Consider the following 23366-nt stretch of genomic DNA (forward strand, 5'->3'; position numbering starts at 1 on the left):
TATTTGTTGCAAATATTACTTTACCATTAACCTTTTATGAAATCAACCAATATAGGCTCTGATGTGTCGCACAATATGCAACAAAAAAGGAAACGCCTCGCAGCGTTTCCCATACTTACTTATTTTTTGAGATCCAATCATCAAGCGGTAACCAGTATCCCTTGGCCTTCAGCTCTTCTTCGATTATATCAAGCGTAGCTTCATCATCTGCGCTTATTACGTGATAATGATATCCACTTGTTGCAGAGCTTAACGTTTTAGATTTACCGGATTCAATCGCTTCCATAAATTTTTTTGCCTCACGGCGCGAACTGACATTGAGTGGCGCCTCCAGCCTGTTATAATATCTGTGATTTATTATAGTGCTCTCTGCACATCCTCCGTTATCAACTATCGTAAACAGCTCATCCAGAATCTGCTCATCTGTGTGCCGGCTCTTTATTATCCTTTCACATCTGCTATCTGAATTAATGATATACCCTCGATTAGTGGATATAATATTTACACCGTTTGCCCTGATAAGTGCAATATCCGTGACCACCACCTGGCGGCTGACTTCCAACTGTTCAGCCAAAAATGTACCGGACACAGGCTTGTCAGATTTTTTTACAATCTCAATTATCTTATTTCTTCTGGCCTGTCCATCCATAAAACCTCCTATATCACATGTAAATTCTTCATTGAAATATCAAGGATAGGCGCTGCATAAGTTAAAGCGCCACTTGATACATAGTCTACTCCACTATCGATAATATTTAAAATGTTTTCTTTTGTAACATTTCCGGAACACTCTGTTTTTGCACGTCCGTCAATGATCTTAACGGCCTCTTTCATTGTAGCGGGATCCATGTTATCAAGCATGATGATGTCTGCGCCTGCTTCTACCGCCTCTTTTACCTGATCAAGTGTCTCTGTCTCAATTTCAATCTTTCTTACAAAAGGAGCATATTCCTTAGCAAGCTGTATAGCCTTTGTTACAGAGCCTGCCGCACCGATATGATTGTCTTTTAAAAGAATTCCGTCAGAAAGATTGTATCTGTGATTCTGACCGCCACCGCATTTTACCGCGTACTTCTCAAAGATTCGCATATTGGGCGTAGTCTTTCTGGTATCAAGAAGAACTGTCTTGCTGCCTTCAAGAAGAGCTGCAACCTGATGTGTATATGTAGCAATTCCGCTCATTCTCTGAAGATAATTAAGCGCAACTCTCTCACCTGATAAAAGAACTCTTACGTCGCCTTTTACCTTTGCCATAAGCTGACCTTTTTTGACTTCATCGCCGTCTGTAACATATTTTTCCACAACAACGCTTTCATCAAGGATCTTGAAAACTCTCTCATAAACATCCATACCGCAGATGATGCCGTCCTGCTTACTGATAAGCTCTACCTCACCTGCCTGTGCATTTGGCATAACTGCGTTTGTGCTGACATCCTCGCTTGATATATCTTCTCTGAGAGCCATCCTTATCAGCTCATCAGCATTTAACTTCATAGTAATATCGTTCATTTTTATACAGCCTCCTCTTTTAAAGCTCGTAATCTGGCTTCTTCTTTTATTTCTTTTACCACCATCTTGTGATATTTTTCCATAATTCCCTGAAGATCCTCATAATCATCAAGATTAACCAGATTATCAAAATCCTCTGTCTTTTTAAATTCCGGTACTGTCATAATATCTGCTGCCGCACGTTTTGCGAAAACAAGACTCTCCAAAAGAGAATTGCTTGCAAGACGATTTCTTCCGTGTACACCGTTACAGCTTGTCTCTCCGATTGCATAAAGCTGCTCCATAGTGGTCTTGGAATCCTTGTCCACATATATTCCGCCCATGAAATAGTGCTGTGCGGGCACAACGGGAACCCAAGTCTCCAATGGATTAAATCCCGCTTCGGCACAGTGCTTATATATATTTGGAAAGTGACTTAAAATCTTTTCTTTGGGAATCGGAGAAAAATCAAGCCACACATGCTCTGTTCCCTGCTCTTTCATCTTGGCAAATATCGCATTGCTGACCACATCTCTCGGCTGAAGCTCATCTGTAAAGCGCTCGCCGTTCTTATCACGAAGCACCGCGCCTTCGCCTCTTACAGACTCTGAGATAAGAAAACTTCTGCCACTTTGCTTTGTAAAAAGAGTAGTCGGATGAATCTGCACATAATCGCAGTTTTCAAGTCGCACATTGTGATACAAAGAAAGCGCAAGTGCATCTCCCGATATATGACGGTAATTGGTTGAATGCTTGTAAACACCGCCCAATCCTCCGCAGGCTAGAACTGTCACATCCGCTTCGATAGCTTCTGCTTTACCGTTCTCATCCGCAACTACAATACCATAACATACATTGTCTTTGCATACCCAATCCACCATTGTAGTATAGTCGATCAATGTGATGTTCTCTCTCTCCTGCGCTCTTGCCAACAGTTTACTTGTAATCTCTCTACCTGTGACATCGGCATGAAAAAGAATTCTATTGTCTGAATGAGCACCTTCCTTTGTAAATACAAATTGCCCATCCTTTTTCTCAAATTCCACTCCATAGCCCTCAAGATCGTGAATTATCTGCTGAGAGCTCTTTATCATGATCTCAACGGATTCTTTGCGGTTCTCGTAGTGTCCCGCTCTCATGGTATCCTCGAAATAAGAGTCATAGTCGTTATCGTCTCTTAACATGCAGATTCCGCCCTGAGCCAGAAAGCTGTCGCTTCCGTCAAGCGCATCTTTTGAAATGCAAAGGATCTTTTTATCCTGCGGAAGACTAAGTGCACAGAAAAGTCCCGCAGCACCTGTACCTACTATTACAACATCATATTTTTTTTCCATTATTTTGCCAGCTCCAACATTCTCGAAAGAGGCTTTAACGCAGCCGCCCTCGTATCATCACTTACTTCAACCACTCCCGTGTTGTCTCTCAAGCAATCTCTTACTTTCTCAAGAGTTACCTTCTTCATATTCGGACAAGTCTGTGTACTTCCTGCCGAATAGAATTTTTTGCCGGGATTGTTAAGTTCCAACTCATATAGCACTCCGAGCTCTGTTGCAACGATGAACTCTTTGCTGTCGGACTTCGTGGCATAATCTATAATGCCCGCCGTACTTCCGATATAATCCGCATACTCAAGCGCTGCAGAGGTGCACTCGGGATGTGCAAGAACTTCCGCACCGGGATGCTCCTCTTTTGCCGCCTTTAGATTCTCGGCTGTGATTCCTTTGTGTACATGGCAAAAGCCGTCATTAAATATAAAATTCTTTTCCGGAAGCTTAGATGCGATATATCTTCCGAGATTTTCATCGGGGATAAAAAAGATATTCTTATTAGGAAGAGATTTTACGATCTTCATTGCATTTGAAGAAGTCACGCACACATCAGAGTGCACCTTCAGCTCAGCAACTGAGTTGATATAACATACAACCGCAACATCATCATACTTCTTTCTTACCTGCTCGATGCGCTCAACATCTGCCATATGTGCCATCGGGCAGTCCGCCTGCATATCAGGCATAAGCACTGTCTTATCGGGATTAAGGATTTTTGCCGATTCTCCCATGAAACTTACTCCCGCAAAAAACTATTGTTTTTTTATCCAATCCTGCTGCCACCTTTGCAAGATAATAGCTGTCTCCGACATAATCAGCGATTTCCTGCACCCAGTCAGTAACATAATAGTGAGCAAGGATCACTGCGTCCTTCTCTTCCTTCAGCCTTTCAATTTCCTCAATTATTTTACTTGTCATACATAGCTCTCCCTTTTATGAGTCATACATTGGTTTCCACAAGTCTACCACATGTAAAGTCTACTGACAAGACAGCTGTTAATTCACTTAAACATTGGCGTGTCAAGGAGACGGTTCTTCCCCTGTCTGCAAATACGGCAACTTCAGATCCCGTAACTTTTGCATCGATTTTCTTTCCATCAAGCTTCACACCTTTCATAAGCGCACTACGATAACAAGCTCAACTAGACTCGAAAGAACCTCGCCAAGTTGACTTGCGTGGTTCGCACTAAGCTCGTAAAATACCTCGCTAAGTGCTCTACACAAAAAAACTGTAGTAGAAATTGTTTTCTTCTACTACAGTTCATAATTTAACTTATAAATTTGTGCTTTTTATGTGGTTTTAAAAAATTCCCGAAATGGCATCATTTGCCTGTGATGTCGTTGATTATCTCACCTGCGATGATCAAGCCCACTACTGAAGGAACAAATGCAGTCGATCCGGGGATATCTCTTCTCTCCGTGCATTTTCTTGCTGTTCCCGGAGGGCAGATGCAGTGCTGTCTGCAACTTATCGACATGTCTTCATACGGTCTTATCGGCTTTTCCTTGGAATATACTACCTTAAGTGATTCGATACCTCTTTTCCTGCATTCACGTCTCATAACCTTGGCAAGCGGACAAATTGACGTTTCATAGATATCAGCCACTTCGAACATTGCCGCATTTACTTTGTTTCCGGCACCCATTGATGATATAACGGGCACGCCTGCATCTCTTGCTTTTTCTATTATTGCAAGCTTACCTGTAACCGTATCGATTGCATCGACAACGTAGTCATATTCCGTAAAATCAAACTGATCCTGAGTATCGGGAAGGAAAAAAGTCTTATATCCTCTGACTTCGCAGTCGGGATTTATCTCATGTATACGCTCTTCCGCAACATCTACCTTATATTTTCCGACTGTTTTCCTTGTTGCAAGTATCTGACGATTTATATTGGTAAGGCACACCTTGTCATCATCTATAAGATCAATGGCGCCTACTCCACTCCTTACAAGAGCTTCCACGACATAACCGCCAACTCCGCCTATTCCGAAAACGGCGACGCGGGAAGCCTGCAGCTTAGCCATAGAATCTGCACCATATAACAACTGTGTCCTTGAAAACTGATTCAGCATCACAACCTCATTCTAAGGGAGTAATTCCCTCTATCTACTTCATTAACTAATTAGCCAAATCATAATATCATACTTCATACTAATTGCAAAACACAAAATAGCGGCAGTTTGCTATAGTTACACCTACGCCATCGCCATCGCCATCGCCATCGCCATCGCCATCGCCATCAATTATATTTGATATAGCTATCAATATTCCATTCCAAGTACAAAGGAATATTGTAAGTTGTAGTAGATTCGCACAGATTCTCGGCTATATTCTTCCGGGATAATTTCAATCCTTTCTTTGGTTGATATTTCCTGCAAAACTGCCTATAGCTCTTTGCCTGCGTATTATCTGCCGCTTTTACTTCTACCGGAACGATCTCGCTTTCCTCTTCATAAATAAAATCAACCTCTGCCGTATTTCCTGAGCGCCAGAAAAACGGCTCTTTTCCAAGCGACTTAAGCTCATTTAAAACATAATTTTCTGCAAAGGCACCTTTATATCTGACATAAAGATCCGTCTCTTCCAATATCGTATTCACAGATACTTTGGATTTGGCTCGCAACAAACCGATATCAGACATATACACCTTAAAATATGTTTTATCAGCCGCACCTTCCAACGGTAATTCCGGTTTCTCAACTAATTCTGCTTTAACAAGCAAACCTGCGTCTACCAACCACTGTAAAGCATCCTCCAATTCTGCTGAGCGCTTTCCATCCTTCTTGGCGCTATCGCCATTATCAGTATATTTTCTCGATTTTTCCTTCGATTCCATACATGCGCATGAACTCTGCAAGATCGTCATCTCCCCTGATAAGCATGACTTCCTCAAACGCCCCTGTATGTATATCTCGGAAGCCCGCGACCTGCTCGCCGTTACATATGCTTGCTTTGATAACAGGACGCAGGTTCTCCCTGTCATATGTTTTTATTTCTCTTTTTTTCTTAAAAAACATATCGGTTCCTCCATCCTATATCATTTCTATATATCAAGAAGACGGTTCCAATGTCACAACCGTCCCCTTGACTTTTAATCTTGCTTTTCTAATCACTTAATCTCTTCAGGTACTAAAACTCTGGTGGAATAGCAAGCACTCCGGTTCTTCAACAAATATCAAGCATACTCTAAAATTCCTTGAACCGCATCGGATACATTCATAATATCCTCATATGCAAGGAGATCTACTCTTTTACACCCTCTTGCCTTAGGGTCAATTGCTTTTATCTGTTCACAAATTACTGTTCCCGACTCACCTTTTTTCCCACATATCGGAATATGTATAGGACCGGCCTGAACATTAGGAAGCATCGGACATACATGGAATATTCCGGTTGCCTTTATAAATGCATTTTTACTAACTATAACAAAAAGTTGTTTTTTATAACCTGTAATCTTTATAATGTCGCCCTGATAATACTCGTTCATAAAATCTCTCTTCCTACCGGCTCGCCCCAATCAAAATCACTGACCGTTATCTCACCGTTATATTCTGCCAGTCTTTCTTCAAAAGTTTTATGAACAAACTGTTTTCGGAGCACAATACTGTCATTTTGTACTTCTATGTCCAATACATCAGAAACCTTCAACTGAAGTTTTTCCAAAATATCCTTAGGTATGCGTATTCCCTGGCTGTTACCCCATGTCCTTATTGCTACTTGTTCCATGAAATCACCTCCTCGAATGTATATACATTATACGGTATATCCGCCATGTCTTCAACAAAAAAGACGATGAGTCTTTTAACTCACCGCCTGAACCTTACTTCAATTTTGTACCATCCTTAAAGGCATTGCCCACCTTTTTTCCAATTCCGTAATATGCATTACCGAATGGATCAAAACTTATCGGCTTAACTTTTGTGACGTCAACAACTCCGTCTGTCACTACGCTTTCATCTGCTGAGACATTTACGATTTCTCCGACAAGAATGCCATCTTCCTCCTTTAACACAAGTTCTTTTACTCAGTATCTTCCCATCCCTTGCATACATCGCACCAGCCTTCGGCACCTGTAACCGCTTCGAGCTCTGAAGGTGTAATCCTGACGGAAGTAAACTCATTTCCTCCTGCCGGATGGACATATTCAAAACGCTTCATGGAAACGTCAAGCCAGATGGGGATATCATCAGCTATAGCAAAAGGACATACTCCTCCCGGCTGAAATCCCGTAATACTCTCCACCTGATCTCTGGGGATCATGTGAGGTTTAGTATGAAATAGTGTCTTGAACTTCGAACTGTTAACTCTTCCATCGCCTGCCATTACCACAATTACAGGTTTTTCATCAACAACAAAAGACAACGTCTTGGCAATCTCCGGCTCGGTACAGCCTATCTGCTGTGCGGCATGTTCCACCGTATCAATCGTTTCTGCATGCTCTGTAAGCCTGTCACCAAGGTTGTTGGAGATAAGAAACTCTTTTACCTTTTCATTAACCATTTCTACTCACCCCTCACATTTATTTAGGAAATGAAAAATATCTACGCCACCATTATATCGCTACCCACGCGCTTTTTGCGTAAACATTTACCTATTGCCGGTGATAGCCGGAAGTTATAGCACCTACTGCTTTCCATGCAGTCCGGGCACATCTCATTTCCATATACTTTTAACATATTAAAGCATACTTCATGATCGAGAAGTCCTTCTGTCTCAGCCGTAAGAACTGTTGCTGTAGATTTAATACGAACACGCGCATTAAAAACAAAGGCCCTCCGCCATTCATAATAATGAACAGCGGAGGGCGAAATGTGATTATTATGTTGTTAGCCTTCAATGGCTATAAGGTTCTTTTCAGGGATTTTTTCCATTGCCTTTTTAGGAATGGTAAGTTTCAAAACCCCATGTCTGTAGGTGGCCTCAATGTCTTCTTTCTGAACATTCTCACCAACGTAGAAGCTTCTTGTCATTGATCCCGCGTACCTTTCCTGTCTGATGAGTTTTCCTTTCTTGTCATTCTCATCCTTATCAAGGCCTTTGGCGGCATTGATGGTAAGATAGCCTTCATCCAGCTCTACAGTGATCTCTTCTTTCTTGAAACCGGGAATATCAATTACTACTTCGTAGTTGTCATCTTTTTCCCTGACATCGGTCTTCATCATCCTGCCGGATCTTCTTCCGTAGAGCTTCTTCTCCATGTTGTCGAATTCCTTAAGTTCCGGGAATCCAAACAGGTCATCCATAAATTTTTCTTCGAAAATACTAGGTACTAACATAATTCTTACCTCCTTTGCACATAAACAATTTTTTGAATATGAGCATTGGGACGGAGGGTTCGGATCATTGGAACGTTAAGTCCTAACGGTCTTCTCTGTTCCTTTGTTCTACTTATGGTATAACACCGCAATTAGCACTCGTCAATAGAGAGTGCTAATCTGATTAAAAAAGGCTTATTTCCAAAAAAGAAAAAGCAGCGGAAACACTGATGTTTACGTCACTCTTTTATCTAGCACATATTAAAATGATTAAAAAAAGCTCAATCCGTTCACACACGATTTTCACGGGTAACATAAATATGACCAACGCCAAAAATGATTCCGAATACTATCAGTAGGAAATCTCTTCCTTACTCCTTTGCTAATAACTTTAATCCGGCGATTCCGACTACAATTAGAATAACACATATGACCTGTGGAACTGACAGTTTCTCATGAAAAAGAAAAATCACAAATTAGCAGCCACCGCCGTAAAACATCTCCAATTCTTCACGGGTATCCTTCAGAGCCTTCAATGTCCGCTCATTCCTTGAAGGAAAGTCAAACATTCTATAAATGTAACCCTGCTCCTTTGCTATCTCCCAACTTTTTGGATATACCAATTCAAAAGCAAGAGCTATATGTCCGATCAAGTGCTCTGCGGGGGAATCCATCACGTCACGGTTTACTGCATGATGCTCCCTTACCTGATCCATGACTTTTTCAGAGACACCTGATGATAACAGCTCATCTTCAGAAACGTTGTATATCTCTTCCATAGGCGTCTCTACATTTACTCTTAATATATCAACCTTATCTGCGTCTCGTAAAATATTGCAGAAGATAAGAGTTTTTCCGACAACTGCTTCATCGATTCTGTATTTGTTATGCTGTCTTATGACTTTTTCCATCATCTCGTCAAAAGACCTGTCATCACAATAATTCAAGATGAGGTGCTCATCTCCAAATAAAAGATCCGCTCCAAACTCTGCATGATCTACTGATTCTGAATCTATGAAAGTATTATATCTTTTTACCTGCTCAAATCTTCCTATATCATGGAGCATTCCTGAAAGCCATGCAAGCTCTATATCCTCATCAGATAAGCCAATTGACTTTGCAATCTCTTCACAAATATCTGCTACACGGTATGTATGGGATATTTTTAGAGCAATCTTAGGATCCTCCGGATCATAATTCCTTGTATAGGAGGCAAACTGCTCCCTGACTTTTCTTCTGTCTATCTGCATAAATCATTATCTTTCTTATGTCTATGTACTTCTCATGTTTTTCTTTTGAACAAATTTTAATATACATTGGCTTCCCCACGCAACCACTACAATTGTATGCTTCAACTCTTCTTTACCGCAAATCTAAACATATCTGCACCAAGGATTTTCACATTCAGCTTATCTGCTTCATTTTCAAGAAGCTTCACTTCCTCGTCTGTGAGTTTTGTGTTTGCTGCCGCGAATAGATCATCAACCTGGTAAGGCTTTCTGCAACCGCATATAGGCACGATTCCCTTTGCCGTACAAAATGCCACTGCAACCTGCGGAATCTTAAGTCCATGTTTCTTGCCGATCTTATTCATCAGTACATACAGAGAATGAAGTTTTCTTTTCTTCCCATTAAAAATGAGCTTCATAAGAGACATCTTCGTCTTTACTCTCGGATCTGTCAGCATGCCTTCTTCGAGAACCGCCCATGCCCAGAACTGAACACCATTCTCTCGGCACCATGCTACAAGTCCGTTCTTCTCCCATACCCTGTTGATCAGACTATAGTGATTCTGAACGCCATACAAAGGAATATCGGCATAATCAAGAATTTCCTTTGCCCGTTTGCATTCATCAAGCGTAAAATTGGAAATACCGACATGTTTTATTTTTCCCTCTTTTACAAGTGTGGTGATCTCATTTAAATTTTTTTCGATATCCGAAGGAAGATGAAGCCAATATACATCTACGTAATTACGTCTAAAATCCTTTAAATCCTTTTCCAGAGCTCTTTCATAACACTTTCTCCCCGAAGCACTTTACCATATACCGCACTTCCCCAAGAATTAGTTCCTACAACAGCTGACGGCTTTAAAATATCCATCTTGCGCCTCCATAAATTTTCTATACTGTATTCTCTTTTTAAACTTCACTCCCAATTCTTAAATTGTCTCATCCCATGATGAACACCACCGGAAGTAGCGGATTCTTTTTATCTTCTGCTTTTATCTAAGAATTCCTGCAAAGAATCGCAACCTCAGTTCCAATAAATGCCCAGAATGAAAGCATGAGGATATTCTCCAAAAATACTAAAGTGCCTGCTTTCTCATAATCAAGAAAAGCGAACGGAACTCGAAAGAAAAGATAATCCGGCACTCCATTCCTTATGAATAAAAACAGTCCGATACCTGCCACAACACATAATGCTGCGGATATCACCGTCTTCAGTTTGTCTGTAAGCTTAATCCTGGCAAACATCACAGGAATATGCATCCCCAGATGCACCCCCATGAGAACAAATGCCCAGTGAGACATGGACAGATGCATCCTTCTGGCAAAAGAAACCTTTGTCATACCATATAGGAAAGGCACCGCATGTCCACTCATTGACATACCACAGAAAGCTGTAAGTGCGAAGGATAAAAGAAGGGCTATATTTACTACAGTCGTTACTATCCGGTATGGATTGTATTTTCCTTTAAAAATCGCACTGTACCATTTCCGGTTAAGGATCTGATGGATAACGACGAGTGCAGTCATGCCCATTCCGATCCATTCATGCAATACTTCGCCTGTAACCTGATAAGCCATCAGGCATAATAAGAGGACGGTCATACAGACATCCACTATTCTTTTTATCATGGTATTATGTTTTCCCTGCACGTAACCGTCCTCCGCTCTTTCTTTACTGTAAACCCTCTATCCAGGATCTGATCTCATCCTCAGATGCTCCGGAACCAAAACGCTTTCCGTCAAGCCATGTACCGGTTCCTGCATTATCCGCAAGGTTCTGACCGCTTCTTCCTATTCCACTGCTGCTTGAAGTACAGAAGGGGATCATTGTAATGCCATCAAAGCTGTAACTCTCTACAAATGTATCCATGATGCGAGGCTCTTCTCCCCACCAGATAGGATACCCGATATAGATTGTTGTATATCCGTCCAGCGATACTGCATCACTTCCGATCTCAGGTCTAGCGGATGAATCATTCTGCTCCTTGGTTGAACGGCTGCTTGAATCATTCCAGTTAAGATCAGCATCCGTGTACTCCTGTGCCGCCTTAATCTCATATGTATCTGCACCTGTGATACCTGCAATCTTTTCCGCTACACCCTTAGTGGTTCCGGTTGCCGAGAAATATACGACAAGAGTACCACCATTTTCCTCGGGGCTCTCTGTCACTTCCGAAGAAATATCTCCCACTATTTCATCGTTTGTGTTTGAAGCAGCTTCATTCGTCACAGCCTGCTGTGTTTCTTCAGGGTTATTTGAAGTGTCTGTTTCCTTTGCGCTCTCCGCTTGTATTGTCTGAGTAGTATCATTTGTAGCCTGTGCTGCATTATTTCCACACGCAGCAAGACCAAAAGCCAATAAAACAGCAGCAAGTACCGATATCTTTTTCTTCATTTTGCGTCATCCTCCTTACATCTTTCGCTTCCTACTGTTATGATTTATGATAATTTGCCGTAGTCTTCGTCCGATACGGCTTCAAGCCATTCATTACTTGTCTCTTCACCGGCAACTTCTATTGCAAGATGTGAGAACCATGAATCCGGCGCTGCTCCGTGCCAGTGCTTTACTTCAGCAGGAATGTTTATTACTTTACCGGGAGTCATCTCCACTGCTTCTTTACCCCATTCCTGATAGTATCCTCTTCCGCCAACGCAGATCAGCATCTGACCGCCACCACTCTTTGCATGATGGATATGCCAGTTGTTTCTGCATCCCGGCTCAAAGGTTACATTGAACACCGGTACCTGGTCTTTCGATACAGGAGCAAGATAGCTCTGTCCTACGAAGAAATCTCCATAAGGATTTTCTTCTCCGATAGGGAAGAAAATAGTATTCTGATACTTATCCTTCTCTGTAACAGCCTCTGACGTTTCATTCCATACTTCCTTAGCCAGACGAAATACCGCCCATCCCTTTGGCCATCCTACATACATAGTGGCATGAGTTATAATTGCAGCAATCTCTTCCTTTGTAACGCCATGAGCCTTCGCATTCTGAAGATGATATGAAAGCGATGAATCTGTAATACCGGAAGCCATAAGTGAAACTACCGTAATGATGCATTTTGTCTTAACATCTATTGCTTCTTCATTCCATACCTCACCAAAGAGTACGTCATCATTTAAGTGTGCGAACATCGAGGCAAACTCACCTAGCTGATCTCTTCCTGCTGTCTGTACAATTTTCTCGCTCATTGCGTTTTACCTCACTTTCCAATTTTCTGGTCTCCGGTAGACCATACATGTTTCTTTGAAGCATCACTTCTCTTATTCTGTGCCATAACACCTGCAAGCGGATGTGGCACATATGGCTCTTCGAGGTACTTTAATTCATCATCCGTAAGTTTAATGTCCACAGCCTTTACTGCACCTTCTATATGATGGAGCTTGGTCGCACCTACTACAGGCGACGCCACTTTTGTAAGGAGCCAAGCCAGTGATATTTCCGTCATCGTCACGCCATGTTTCTCAGCCAGTTCTGCCACACGGTCTATGATCACAGCATCCAGCTCCGCCGTAGCATCATATTTAAACTTAGCATAGGTATCCTCGGCAGCTCTCTTGGTATCTCCCTCACCGAGCTTTCTGGATAGTCTTCCACTTGCCAGCGCACTGTACGGAGTGAGTGCGATATTCTCTTCTTCACAATACGGCACCATCTCGCGCTCTTCTTCACGGAATATCAGATTATAATGCCCCTGGATAGAAACAAACTTTGCAAAGCCTTCTTTTTCTGCCAGCGCATTCGCCTTTGCAATCTGCCATGCAAAGCAGTTTGAAATGCCGATATACCTCGCCTTGCCCGCTTTCACGATGCGATGTAAGCCATCCATGATGTCGTAGATATCTGTATTCCAGTCCCACATGTGATAGATATACAGATCCACATAGTCCATTCCAAGATTTTGAAGGCTTGTGTTTATCATGTTTTCTATATGCTGCTGACCGGAGACTCCTTTTTCAATCTCTTCGGGTGTCCTCGGAAGGAATTTTGTTGCGACAACAACATCCTCACGCTTTGCAAAATCTCTGAGTGCCCTGCCTACATATTGCTCACTGGTTCCGCTCTGATAAGCGATTGCCGTGTCATAAAAATTAACTCCAATATCAAGACCTCTTTTTATGATCTCTCTGGAGTGCTCCTCATCTATCGTCCAGCTGTGCTGTCCCTTTGCAGCATCTCCAAATCCCATACAGCCCATGCATATGCGGGATACATTTAAATCTGAATTTCCAAGCTTTGCATATTTCATTGTCACGCTCCTTCCTCGTTTTTTCAAAACTGATTAAATAAATCTGTCTGCTGTTTTATCATTCTGTCTTATAAAAGCTTTAACAGACAGTTGTTTGTTAATTCAAAAATTGATTGATATACAAAATCCACACTTGCTTCCTTCATTGCCTGCCTCTGTTTGTCAGTCACTGCAGTATAAGGATATATTCCAAACATGAACGGGAAGAATACATAGATGAAATCCTGAATCTCCTTGACTGTTTTCTCAGGGCAAAACTTTGTGAGTATCCTGCACACATTCTTTATTGATTCTCCATAAGCAACTTTAAATGACGTCAAAAGTTCAGGTCTGCTGTTCTCCTCCATGTCGTAGTTATTCATAGCAAGGAGTTTTAACAGCTGTTTTCTGTTTGCTATGGACAATGCGAGCTTTTCAGCCAGCTGCTCTTTTATTAGTTTCTCGTTATCTTTAAGAATAGAGAGCAATTCCTCATTCCATCTGACATACTCTCTTTCAAAAAGTGCCAGAAAAATCTCTTCTTTCGTCTGATAGTAGTTATATATTGTCGGCCTTGAGAAGGATGTTTCATTCCCGATTTCTTTAAGAGTGATATCTTTAAAGCTCATGGTCTGATACAGCTTCTCGCAGGCACTTATGATTTCTTCTTTTCTTGCTGCGGTTCTTTCCGGTGATCCTTTTGGCATATATCTGTCTCCTGATTTTTTATTCTGACATCGTGTCAATATGAATTTTAATCATTTTCTGACACCGTGTCAATATATTTTAAAAATATAAAAGTGCCTATGGCACTTCAACTTCCCTGTGAGCAACTCCTTTGGAATCTCTACAGATGCATATTGTTCCGCTTGCGCGCCGTAAAAATAAAGCGCCAGGCTCACAACCTCTTTCGAAGTCATGACCTGACGCTCATCATTGCCGGTATTCTTTTGCAAAAGAAAATGGACTCAGCGGCTCGGGTGTTTTTTGTTTTCCCGTTCGCTTTGTCCATTGTAAATATAACACACCTATTTTGAAAAAAGAATACTCAAAACCTACCACTTTCCTACCAAAAACCTACTTTTTTCAAAAATTTGTATCATCCGCAGTAGATCTGTATCGCCCGGTGAGTAAATTCAGCAGTTCCTTCTCCGCCCATCTTATTAATGTTCTCGGTGAATTCTCCGCCACCGGCATACATCTTACCAAGCCCGGAAAGAATCTCATTAGAACACTTATAAAAATGCTCGGTAATAAAGCTCTGCAGCTTCCTTACCTGATCCTGTACTTCTGCAGAGGCAGGATCCTGATCCTTCATAGCTCCGAACTCTTCAAAGATTTTCATAAAATCGGCCATCATACTTTTTTCTTCGCTCTTTGACCGCTTACCGTTCTTCTCTTCGAATTCCTTATATTCCGGAGTATTGCCCCACCGTTCTTTTGCACGCTTAGCGTATTCATCTAATTTACTTGAATCAAATGCTGTAAAATCCAAATGTCTCACTCCTCTCAGTTTTAAACCACGGCACATACTGATCAGATTTTCGATATGTTCCTTCTTTAATTCAAGAAGTTCTATCTGCTGATCAAGTGCCAATCTCTTGTCAAAATCTGATCTGGTTACGATATCCTTGATATCCTTAAGCGGAAACTCAAGCTCACGAAACAGTAAAATCTGCTGAAGTCTCTCCAGCGCCGCATCGTCATACAGCCTGTATCCGGACTCGGTATACTCCGCCGGTTTTAAGAGTCCTATCTTATCGTAATACTGCAGCGTGCGTATACTCACTCCTGTCAGCTTACTCACTTCATTTACTGTCTTCATGGCTATCATCTCCTTCACGTGTGATTACATCATAAACTATTACGTTGCGTCATAGTCAAGCAAAAAATATATAATTCTGCAAAAAAAAGATCGGCATCAAATCCATTTCTGAATTCTTTGCCGATCCTCTGCTTTTCCTTCTTTCGATTGTAGGTCTTTCCGCTCGGTACGCTCCTTGTCACGGGATTAAGTTCTCCCCAGGTGCGTCTCTGCTTTGCGTGATACTCGCGCTGCGCCTTCTTACTTCGCTTATCCAGCGAAACATACTTGTTCATGACTATTACCTCCATAGTATATTTGGTTGCCCACCCATTATATCGGATGCGCAACTGTCTGTCATTATATCTGCGGATCCTCCTTGCATCGGAGTTTTAACTTCCAATTGAACTAAGTCGCTGCGCGACGGCCTGCCAAGGCTGTGGCGCAGCGTTTCTTTTACTCAAAAAGCAGTAGATAGTGAAACTATGATGATGTATGTTTAAGTTACCACACAAAAACCGAACATTACCAAGACCACTACTACTGCCATGAAAAGCGTATCATTTATCATTACTTCATACAAGCACTTTCATTGGGAACGTCCGCCTCCATGGTTAGGGTAACTTTCAGATTACTACTAACTATGGAGGTTTTTATGTACGAAGAAATTCTAACAAAAATTGAAAAGGAATGCGAAATAAGAAACCTTTCGCCAAGAACGTGTTTTATCTATAAGTTTCATACTTATCTGATTGGTCGTTCAGATTTATCCCAGGTTTCTTTAAATTATTCAGTTTTCAAATTTTTTCCTTAGTCTAATTATACTTATTACGCTTATATGATGCCACTTTCACTCACAATCAGCTTGATTCAAGTTGCCAATACCAGATAATTGCATTATAATTACAAATAAATAAACTATTACAATTTGAATGTAAAGGATTATATAGGTGTAATTATTATGTTTGAAAAAGAATTAGAAAAAGCTTTTGGCTTGGATTTTAAAGTTTCAGACAAATTACAAAAAACAGGTCTTCCCAGATATATGGCATCAGGAAGAGAGATCTACATGGCAGAATCAGACGGTTTTGTTTTCTATATCATTAAAATTTCAAAAGCTGTTGATAGCAGGGTATTATCTAAGGAGATGGCACTTTACGAAGAAAATTTCCACGCTCCTGTCGCTTTTTCATTTAACGAACTTACCAAGAATAACAGAAACGCTTATATAAAACACCATATTCCTTTTATATTGGTACCGACACAGATTTATCTTCCATTTTTAGGAATGCTTTTTAGCAAGAAGCTTTCTGCATCAGAAAGAAAAGAATCGCTCCCGTTATCTGCCAACGCACAGAAAATTCTTTTTTACCTTATATACAATAAAAAAGAACAGTATTCGAAACAGCATCTTGCAACCACTCTTGATATTGATCCGGTCTATGTTACCAGAGGTACAAAAGAACTTGTATCAAGAGCCCTGATTACAGAAGTAAAGAATGGACGCAATATAGTGGTTGAACGAAAATATGATTCCAAAGAATTATTTGATATGTGTAGCACGGCACTCATTAATCCCATAGACAAAGTGATATTTGTAAAAAAGACAAATCTAGTTTCATGTCTTCCAAAATCATTTGACTATGCACTATCAGAAATCAGTATGTTGAACCCACCATCTGTGGAATCCTATGCTTGCTATAAAAAGGACAAAAAAGTTGAGCTTTTTGAAATTGTCGATGAACCAGAGTGGGAAGATTCTGATAAAATATGCAGAGTTGAGCTTTGGAAATATAATCCAAGTCAGCTAAGCAAAAATGCTTTGGTTGATGAGCTTTCATTGTATTGCTCATTAAAAGATACAAAAGATCCCCGAGTAGAGGGAGAACTAGAAAAAATGTTGGAGGACTTTAAGTGGCAGTAATTGGTATAGAAGAATTTGCAAGGCATTTCGCCGGTTATGAAGATTGCTATACTATCATAGGCGGTGCTGCATGCGAGATATTGATGTCTCAGACACCCAGAGATTTCAGAGCAACAAAAGATATTGATATGATCATCCTTTTTGAAGATAAGTTCAAAGAATTTGCCGAATTATTCTGGAACTACATTAAAGAAGGCGGTTATACATATGGATGGAAAAACAACGATGAACCACACTTTTACAGATTCACCAATCCTAAAGAAGGATATCCCAAACAGATAGAACTTTTTTCAAGAAAACCAAATTACCACTTGGAAGCTGCAACCACTATTGTTCCTATCCATATTGATGAAGATGTCTCTTCACTTTCAGCCATTCTTCTCAATGATGATTTTATGCTCAAAGGTCGAATTGTGATTAATGGACTAAGCGTATTAAAGACCAGTTATATCATTCCTTTCAAGATGATGGCTTGGATCAATCTTATGAGTGAAAAAGAAGAAGGCAAACACGTTAATGCAAGAGATTTAAAAAAGCATAAGAACGATGTTTTCCAATTGTTACAAATTATTCCGGAAGGAGAAACTGTTGAAGTAACCGGAGATGTTTCCGATGCCGTTGATAAATTTCTGGAAATGATCGTAAATGAAAACATAGTATTTGCTAATCTTGATATCGAAAGCGATATGGATACAGAAATAAAAGCGTTTCGGGAAATCTATATTAAAATTTGAAAAAAAAAATCCAAGAATCCTATCAGAAAGGTCAATTTGCATAACACCCAAATTGACCTTTTATGTACACCCCCTCCTTACAACACAGAAAGCGCCCTCACCTGCTCGATCTTCCTTTTTTAGAAAAATGTGGTCTTTATATCATGTTTTTTTATGAACTGATCATTCCTCTAACACACCATGTTTGTCCTGATATTTTATTGAGAAAACTACATACCGGTCCGAATAGCTCCGTAGAAATTGAATAGTAAAAGATACTGAAAAAACTACGCCACTTGTTTTTTCAAATGGCGTAGTCAATGTACTTATATTTTCGACAACAAAAATCGTTTCAAGCCCAGTATTTATCAGCTGTTCAGCGATTTCAAGGTTGGAAACACCAGTTCGATATCTCTCCTCTTTCAGAATTGAAGCGAATTAAGGAGAACCAACACTTTAGAATTCTTATCAAATATGGATATATAGCACCATAGAAAGGAAGGATAGTGTTGTAATCGGTGTGTATATCCCCATTTTTCGTGGTTTTCTATTCCGAATCCCACTTTATAGTACTTTAGGTTCCTATTTAGACCTTATATGATCCGAGGACAACGCGCTCTCCAAAGCACATCTCGGAATCACTATTTATTACATACTCATTGTATCATTTTGGAAAGGATTTGTCACTATGTTTTTTTAAAAAAAACCAGTATTCATGCGGGTTTGGAGACTACATCACAGCAAAACTTTTCTGATTGCCCCCACAACAAAACCTACTTTTTTGTCGTCTTTAATATGTATTGACTAAAACCTAACAACAACACGTCTCTTTTTTTATGCTCTGTAGTCAAAAAATCATTCGATAAAGGTATCAAGTAATCCGCAGCCTGCTCATTATCAAAATATAATCTTTCCCTGTAACTCTTCGAAGGTCTCAAGCTTCTTTTCTTTCTTGACCTCAGCATAGATGTTCATAGTCGTCGTTATATCTGAATGTCCCATTATAACTTGAATAACCTTGGGATTAACATCATTCTCACAAAGCCTTGTACAGAATGTATGTCTTAAATGATGACATGAAAAATCAGGTAAAAAGATTGGCTTCCTATCTTCGTATGCCGCTTTTGCTTTTTCCTCACTATTATAATGGACAATAGCACGATGAATAGCATGATTTATTGCTGTAGGAAGATATACGGTATGACTCGCTGTTGAGAACACAAATCCGGAATAGCCATCAATTTCTTCCTCACAGAATCCAATGCATTTTTGAAACTCATATTCATCAAGGAAAGCCTGATATACCTCATCAAACATTGGAATCGTTCTTATTCCTGCCTTAGTCTTTGTAGAATGGATACGCTTCCTTGTCTTGCGATTCTCATCAGGGCTGTCGGAAAAAGCATGTGTAATAGAGATTGTCCTTTCATCAAAATTCAAGTCATTCCATGTAAGCCCCAAAGCCTCTCCGATGCGACAACCTGTACCTAAAAGAACTGTAATGATAGGAACCCACCCTGCATACTCACGATTTCCTCTAAGAAACTCCATAAAATTCCTTTGCTCATCAACAGACAAAGCTTCTCTTTTTTCCTTCACAAAGTACTTACTCGCTTTTACCTCAGCCATGACTCCTTCAGCAGGATTCGTCCTTATCAAACCATCCCTTATCGCCATCTTGAACGCAGGAAAAAGGATTGTATTTACATGATCTACCGTACTTCCACTATATCCATCATTTTTTATCAAACCATAATAATATGTAAGGATATCAGTATACTTTATACTTATTATTTTTCTTTTACCAAAATCCTTTTTGATAATGTGATCAAAAAGGTATACATATACGCCCTTAGTGTTGGTCGCAAGATTATTTTTATTATCTAGGTACCTTTGAACCATATCGTTTACTGTGATTGTCTTAGCTTTTGCCGGATCAAGCCCGTCTTCATAATCTCTCTGAAGCTGTCTCTCCTTTTCTCTAAGTTCTACAAGGGTCTTTGAATAGATGTAATGCCGCTTCCCCAATCGGTCAGTGTAAGCATAACAATACTTTCCATCCTTTCTTTGAGACTCCCCTGTTCGTAACTGATAACCTTTGCTATCTTTTCTTGCCATAATCTTCCTCCTAAAAATTGGAGGAACAGTTGAATTATTTTCATTATAATCCGCACTGTTCCTCGCTTTCAATTGACTTTTCTTTTGATTGGTTATAGTGTTTTTTCTTTAATATAAGTGATTGGACAAAAATGTATTTCATTGTACCAATCTGTTATAAAAATTATCTTTCTTTGAAATTCTCCAAAAACTCCTCGAACAACTCTGTATTGATCAAAACAACTCTCCCCACCTTGTAAGTAGCTCCTGCGTCCTTCGCAAACTTCCTCACCGTCTTATCGCATATAGAATAAAGCTCCACTGCTTCATCATATCTGACAAACTTCTTTCGCCCATTTTTTACCTTTTCCTCAAGATGAGGAATCTCCGCTCTGGTCTTTGGCATAGCACGTACCTCCTAAATACTTCCTTCCATATACATAACTACCTGTTTCATGAGCTTCTGCTTGATTCGAAAAATGCACTTTCTTGCTGATTCAACCGAAATCCCATTTGCATCTGCAATATCTCCCAACGGCGCATGTGACTCTATGCGACTCATAAAAATATCACGTTCTCTCGGTTTCAAGCTGTTAAGCTGAGCATTATACAATTTGTAATCCAGCCTCATCTGTCTTATAACAAATGCGTCTTTCTTGAACTCTTCTTCTCTATCTGTCCCAGTCAGTACTCCGTTGGAAAAATCACACCCCATCAGTGCGTCACGTATCAGAACATTATTGGTAGCTGTGTTTCCTGTAATATCACTGATTTTGTTATCCTGAACTCGGACTCCCAGATCCTCTATACCGCCTCTTCGATTGGAAGCCTTCTCCCTCTCGATGAGATATACAAGACCATCGATATGGCTATCGATTATTCCAAGAAAAGTTACAAAATTGCTACTGATCAACCTCACTCTTTCTGCAGCATCAGCCACAGCATATTGTTTTACCAAACTTGCCATTGTAAATCCTCCAACTAAAGAGGAAACAGCTGTATTCAAGAAATAGTTACCGGTTATTTCTATCTACAATTACATTCTATGGGCTTCTATGGCATGCAACGAGTCCCAAGATTATGACTCAGCGTCAACGCAGAATTGACTTTTCAAAGTTCCGAGCGCCCTCAACTGCTCCAAAGCAACTCTCTTAAGCTCAGGTCCCAGATTCTTAAAAGTGTTCATCATCTCCTTCTCTTCGAAAACATCCTTTATACATCCACACTCTTCTTCATCGATAAATATTGATGTCGGAACCTCCAAAGCCACGGCAACCCTCTTAAGCATTGATACCTTAAGTTCAAGCCTATCCTGTTCATATAAAGAAATTGTCTGCTTCTTGGTAAATACAAGCGAAGCCAACGTTTCCTGACTGATTCCTCTCTGCTTCCTGATAAATCTGATTCGCTCCCCAAGTGTCATCACATCAAATCTTTTGCTCTCATTACCCATATCTCCCCTCCGTTCCGGAGTCCCAAAACGGAAACATACTTAGCCAAGAGCAGATATATCAAGAAACAAAAATAGAGCCTGCAAAACACAATAGACCTAAGGTCAAAACCTTTCGGTATATTTCCGTTTTGCAGGCTCCTTCGATGTTACGTGCCACGCACGACTCTTTAAGCTCTTGGCAATACTTTTGATAAATGATGCTGTTCCTCGCTCTATGGCACTGCACTAGTCCATCAATTATCTCATCTATATGAAATTGTAAATATAAAACTACTAATATGCTTCTATCGCAAGCCCTAACAGCTCTTTATGATACCTATGGAGTATCTCTATCAGCGCTTCATTCTCATCTTTAACAATAGTAGTAACAAACCTTTTGGTCGCACAAATCCTGAGCACCGATCCGCAGACATCACACTTTTCAACACATGACGCGAATTCCGCTCGCATGATCTTATTTCCGCATACTGGGCAATTCACCCACAGTTCGCCTGTTTCCGGTATTTTAGTTTTCATAACCTTCTACCCCATACTCTTTCCACAGATTAAGGAACATATTGCATACAATAACCAATTGACTACCGGTCTTAATCTGTATGTCCATCCTACGCAAGCACTATCCCTACATAGTCAGATGTATGAAAGTAATAAAGAACTATTGTGCGATCATCCCTAATCTATTTTACTAAAACAACGTAAAAATAATCTTCTCCTTTCGATTAGAGTTTTAAAGGTTCGAAAAAAAAGAAGCTGTCACCAGCTCCCTCCATACTCGCAACTGGCTGACTCTTGTGAGTCCCTATAGCTTTGTGCCACCGGATTGCTCCAGCTTTACCCTTGGTATTGTTCTGTTCGAACATTTTTTACTCTTTTATTTTAACCGAGACGCCCCTAAAAAGATACGGCAAATCCTACAAAATAAAGCAGTTTATTTTACCAATTTAGCGAAATAAAGCGAGCACAATTTATTGAAACATATATTTTAAAGGTGTATTATATACACGAACATCAGTTCTTTTTTCATTGAGGTTATTTTTATGAGTAGAGTTATTGATAATGTAGACGTTATCTGCCAGCACAAGGCAAACGGAGAAGTCATTCCTCTTCGTTTTCGCATTATGAACGAAGACGGTCAATATGAAAATTATACGATAAAAGGTTATAGAACCATTACCCATCCGGGGCCTTATACTACTCCGGACGGTCTCTATGTTTCTTACTCCACATTTGTTTTTGAATGTGTTGTTGTCGTGCTTGATTACAAGCGGAAAGTACGATTATATTTTGAAACACATAACAGTAAGTGGAGGATTGCGATATGAAACAACCTTCCAGAACCAAACCTGCCATACTCACACCATTCTTTTACAAACCTTTATAGAACTCCACCGCGTCTGCAATTTCATCCTCTGTGGGATGCCCTTTCTGAATACCACCAACGAGCTTAAACGGTCCAAATGTATCAAATCCTTTACACTGAAATCTGCCAAGCTCATTACACTGCTTATCCTTACCAATCTCTGCTATACTGTCAAAATACCTTTTCAGAGGATTCCCTGCTGTAGCTATGTAAAAGACATCTTTCTGCGGAGGCAAATTGATCTTAGCAAAGTTCAAAATCTGCTCAGCGAATTTGCTGTAATAAATCCCGGATGCAAAACCAATCCTATCATATCCGTGAAGATCTGCTTCCCGTTTCTGTGTAGAATCAATAAGCACCACATCAGAATCCACAGCCTTGATCGCATCAAGAACTTTCTTGGTATTCTCGTGGTGCTTAGAATAGTAAACAATACATGTACTCAAACTTTTTCACTCCTCTGCATTTTTAATA

At 40.2% G+C, this 23366-nt stretch carries 29 protein-coding genes, 1 pseudogene and 1 riboswitch; of the genes and pseudogenes, 3 read left to right on the forward strand and 27 right to left on the reverse strand.

From position 1 onward, the window contains the following. Positions 1 to 115: 115 nt before the first annotated feature. The 21 genes and pseudogenes from CD00_RS0111185 to CD00_RS18165 all read right to left on the reverse strand — a co-directional run bounded on the left by CD00_RS0111185 (position 116) and on the right by CD00_RS18165 (position 15641). Positions 116 to 649, reverse strand: a complete 534-nt coding sequence (locus CD00_RS0111185) for a transcription repressor NadR (protein ID WP_026656047.1) — start codon at positions 647 to 649, stop codon at positions 116 to 118. A gap of 8 nt (positions 650 to 657) precedes the next feature. Beyond that, positions 658 to 1509, reverse strand: coding sequence for a carboxylating nicotinate-nucleotide diphosphorylase (gene nadC, locus CD00_RS0111190; RefSeq protein WP_026656048.1), 852 nt, complete (start codon positions 1507 to 1509; stop codon positions 658 to 660). Between the two features lie 2 nt (positions 1510 to 1511). Next, positions 1512 to 2822, reverse strand: a complete 1311-nt coding sequence (locus CD00_RS0111195) for an L-aspartate oxidase (protein ID WP_026656049.1) — start codon at positions 2820 to 2822, stop codon at positions 1512 to 1514. After that, positions 2822 to 3734 (reverse strand): annotated as a pseudogene (gene nadA / locus CD00_RS18145) (quinolinate synthase NadA). Before nadA ends, CD00_RS0111195 begins: the two are co-directional and overlap by 1 nt. A gap of 404 nt (positions 3735 to 4138) precedes the next feature. Then, positions 4139 to 4894 (reverse strand): tRNA threonylcarbamoyladenosine dehydratase, encoded by a 756-nt coding sequence (locus CD00_RS0111205; protein ID WP_026656050.1) that lies wholly within the window; start codon positions 4892 to 4894, stop codon positions 4139 to 4141. A 167-nt stretch (positions 4895 to 5061) separates the two neighbouring features. Continuing rightward, complete coding sequence (locus tag CD00_RS18150; protein WP_051198996.1) at positions 5062 to 5658, reverse strand: DUF4143 domain-containing protein; 597 nt, start codon at positions 5656 to 5658, stop codon at positions 5062 to 5064. Next, positions 5624 to 5839: a hypothetical protein gene (locus CD00_RS0111215; protein ID WP_026656051.1), complete on the reverse strand. Its 216-nt coding sequence runs from the start codon at positions 5837 to 5839 to the stop codon at positions 5624 to 5626. The genes CD00_RS18150 and CD00_RS0111215 overlap by 35 nt, the downstream gene beginning before the upstream one ends. Before the next feature lie 158 nt (positions 5840 to 5997). After that, positions 5998 to 6309, reverse strand: coding sequence for a type II toxin-antitoxin system PemK/MazF family toxin (locus tag CD00_RS0111220; protein ID WP_026656053.1), 312 nt, complete (start codon positions 6307 to 6309; stop codon positions 5998 to 6000). Then, complete coding sequence (locus CD00_RS0111225) at positions 6306 to 6548, reverse strand: AbrB/MazE/SpoVT family DNA-binding domain-containing protein (protein ID WP_034462088.1); 243 nt, start codon at positions 6546 to 6548, stop codon at positions 6306 to 6308. Before CD00_RS0111225 ends, CD00_RS0111220 begins: the two co-directional genes overlap by 4 nt. Positions 6549 to 6642: 94 nt before the next feature. After that, positions 6643 to 6834: a hypothetical protein gene (locus tag CD00_RS0111230; RefSeq protein WP_026656055.1), complete on the reverse strand. Its 192-nt coding sequence runs from the start codon at positions 6832 to 6834 to the stop codon at positions 6643 to 6645. An 8-nt stretch (positions 6835 to 6842) separates the two neighbouring features. Beyond that, complete coding sequence (locus CD00_RS0111235) at positions 6843 to 7322, reverse strand: YbaK/EbsC family protein (RefSeq protein WP_026656056.1); 480 nt, start codon at positions 7320 to 7322, stop codon at positions 6843 to 6845. A gap of 326 nt (positions 7323 to 7648) precedes the next feature. Then, entirely contained in the window at positions 7649 to 8098 is a 450-nt protein-coding gene (locus CD00_RS0111240) for an Hsp20/alpha crystallin family protein (protein WP_026656057.1), read from the reverse strand. A 455-nt stretch (positions 8099 to 8553) separates the two neighbouring features. After that, entirely contained in the window at positions 8554 to 9327 is a 774-nt protein-coding gene (locus tag CD00_RS0111245; RefSeq protein WP_026656058.1) for an HD domain-containing protein, read from the reverse strand. 101 nt (positions 9328 to 9428) lie between these two features. Continuing rightward, complete coding sequence (locus tag CD00_RS19885; RefSeq protein WP_242839009.1) at positions 9429 to 10082, reverse strand: aldo/keto reductase; 654 nt, start codon at positions 10080 to 10082, stop codon at positions 9429 to 9431. 223 nt (positions 10083 to 10305) lie between these two features. After that, a complete protein-coding gene (locus CD00_RS18160) occupies positions 10306 to 10938 on the reverse strand; it encodes a DUF4405 domain-containing protein (RefSeq protein ID WP_051594293.1) in 633 nt (210 codons plus the stop codon). Between the two features lie 43 nt (positions 10939 to 10981). After that, the gene (locus CD00_RS0111265) at positions 10982 to 11704 is read right to left on the reverse strand and encodes a flavodoxin (RefSeq protein ID WP_026656059.1); all 723 of its coding nucleotides are present in this window, start codon (positions 11702 to 11704) and stop codon (positions 10982 to 10984) included. 44 nt (positions 11705 to 11748) lie between these two features. Further along, entirely contained in the window at positions 11749 to 12504 is a 756-nt protein-coding gene (locus tag CD00_RS0111270; protein WP_026656061.1) for a carboxymuconolactone decarboxylase family protein, read from the reverse strand. Between the two features lie 11 nt (positions 12505 to 12515). Continuing rightward, positions 12516 to 13562 carry an aldo/keto reductase gene (locus tag CD00_RS0111275; protein WP_026656062.1) on the reverse strand — a complete coding sequence of 349 codons (1047 nt, stop codon included), beginning with the start codon at positions 13560 to 13562 and terminating at the stop codon, positions 12516 to 12518. Between the two features lie 68 nt (positions 13563 to 13630). Beyond that, positions 13631 to 14248 (reverse strand): TetR family transcriptional regulator, encoded by a 618-nt coding sequence (locus CD00_RS0111280; protein WP_026656063.1) that lies wholly within the window; start codon positions 14246 to 14248, stop codon positions 13631 to 13633. Between the two features lie 392 nt (positions 14249 to 14640). Beyond that, the gene (locus CD00_RS0111290; protein WP_026656064.1) at positions 14641 to 15366 is read right to left on the reverse strand and encodes a MerR family transcriptional regulator; all 726 of its coding nucleotides are present in this window, start codon (positions 15364 to 15366) and stop codon (positions 14641 to 14643) included. A 29-nt stretch (positions 15367 to 15395) separates the two neighbouring features. Then, a complete protein-coding gene (locus CD00_RS18165) occupies positions 15396 to 15641 on the reverse strand; it encodes a hypothetical protein (RefSeq protein ID WP_185750442.1) in 246 nt (81 codons plus the stop codon). Positions 15642 to 16306: 665 nt separating this feature from the next. Between CD00_RS18165 and CD00_RS0111300 the strand changes: the two genes are divergently transcribed. Continuing rightward, positions 16307 to 17269, forward strand: coding sequence for a hypothetical protein (locus CD00_RS0111300; protein ID WP_026656065.1), 963 nt, complete (start codon positions 16307 to 16309; stop codon positions 17267 to 17269). After that, a complete protein-coding gene (locus CD00_RS0111305; RefSeq protein ID WP_242838966.1) occupies positions 17260 to 18003 on the forward strand; it encodes a hypothetical protein in 744 nt (247 codons plus the stop codon). Before CD00_RS0111300 ends, CD00_RS0111305 begins: the two co-directional genes overlap by 10 nt. Before the next feature lie 876 nt (positions 18004 to 18879). Here the strand turns inward: CD00_RS0111305 and CD00_RS0111310 are convergent. The 5 genes from CD00_RS0111310 to CD00_RS0111330 all read right to left on the reverse strand — a co-directional run bounded on the left by CD00_RS0111310 (position 18880) and on the right by CD00_RS0111330 (position 22048). Then, positions 18880 to 20100 carry a tyrosine-type recombinase/integrase gene (locus tag CD00_RS0111310; protein WP_034462090.1) on the reverse strand — a complete coding sequence of 407 codons (1221 nt, stop codon included), beginning with the start codon at positions 20098 to 20100 and terminating at the stop codon, positions 18880 to 18882. Between the two features lie 163 nt (positions 20101 to 20263). Beyond that, positions 20264 to 20485: a DUF6462 family protein gene (locus CD00_RS0111315; RefSeq protein WP_026513616.1), complete on the reverse strand. Its 222-nt coding sequence runs from the start codon at positions 20483 to 20485 to the stop codon at positions 20264 to 20266. A 12-nt stretch (positions 20486 to 20497) separates the two neighbouring features. Then, positions 20498 to 21046 (reverse strand): sigma-70 family RNA polymerase sigma factor, encoded by a 549-nt coding sequence (locus tag CD00_RS0111320; protein ID WP_051563168.1) that lies wholly within the window; start codon positions 21044 to 21046, stop codon positions 20498 to 20500. A gap of 111 nt (positions 21047 to 21157) precedes the next feature. Continuing rightward, positions 21158 to 21532: a helix-turn-helix domain-containing protein gene (locus CD00_RS18170; RefSeq protein ID WP_034462092.1), complete on the reverse strand. Its 375-nt coding sequence runs from the start codon at positions 21530 to 21532 to the stop codon at positions 21158 to 21160. A gap of 273 nt (positions 21533 to 21805) precedes the next feature. Further along, positions 21806 to 22048, reverse strand: a complete 243-nt coding sequence (locus CD00_RS0111330) for a hypothetical protein (protein WP_026513614.1) — start codon at positions 22046 to 22048, stop codon at positions 21806 to 21808. A 254-nt stretch (positions 22049 to 22302) separates the two neighbouring features. Continuing rightward, positions 22303 to 22378: riboswitch (cyclic di-GMP riboswitch) on the reverse strand. A 191-nt stretch (positions 22379 to 22569) separates the two neighbouring features. Between CD00_RS0111330 and CD00_RS0111340 the strand changes: the two genes are divergently transcribed. Then, complete coding sequence (locus CD00_RS0111340; protein ID WP_026513613.1) at positions 22570 to 22854, forward strand: hypothetical protein; 285 nt, start codon at positions 22570 to 22572, stop codon at positions 22852 to 22854. Between the two features lie 43 nt (positions 22855 to 22897). On the opposite strand, the gene CD00_RS0111345 is transcribed toward CD00_RS0111340, so the two are convergent. Continuing rightward, positions 22898 to 23338 carry a flavodoxin domain-containing protein gene (locus CD00_RS0111345; RefSeq protein WP_026656068.1) on the reverse strand — a complete coding sequence of 147 codons (441 nt, stop codon included), beginning with the start codon at positions 23336 to 23338 and terminating at the stop codon, positions 22898 to 22900. Positions 23339 to 23366: the final 28 nt, after the last annotated feature.

This window comes from Butyrivibrio sp. AE3003 (genome assembly GCF_000686065.1).
GTDB classification, from domain to species: domain Bacteria; phylum Bacillota; class Clostridia; order Lachnospirales; family Lachnospiraceae; genus Butyrivibrio; species Butyrivibrio hungatei_A.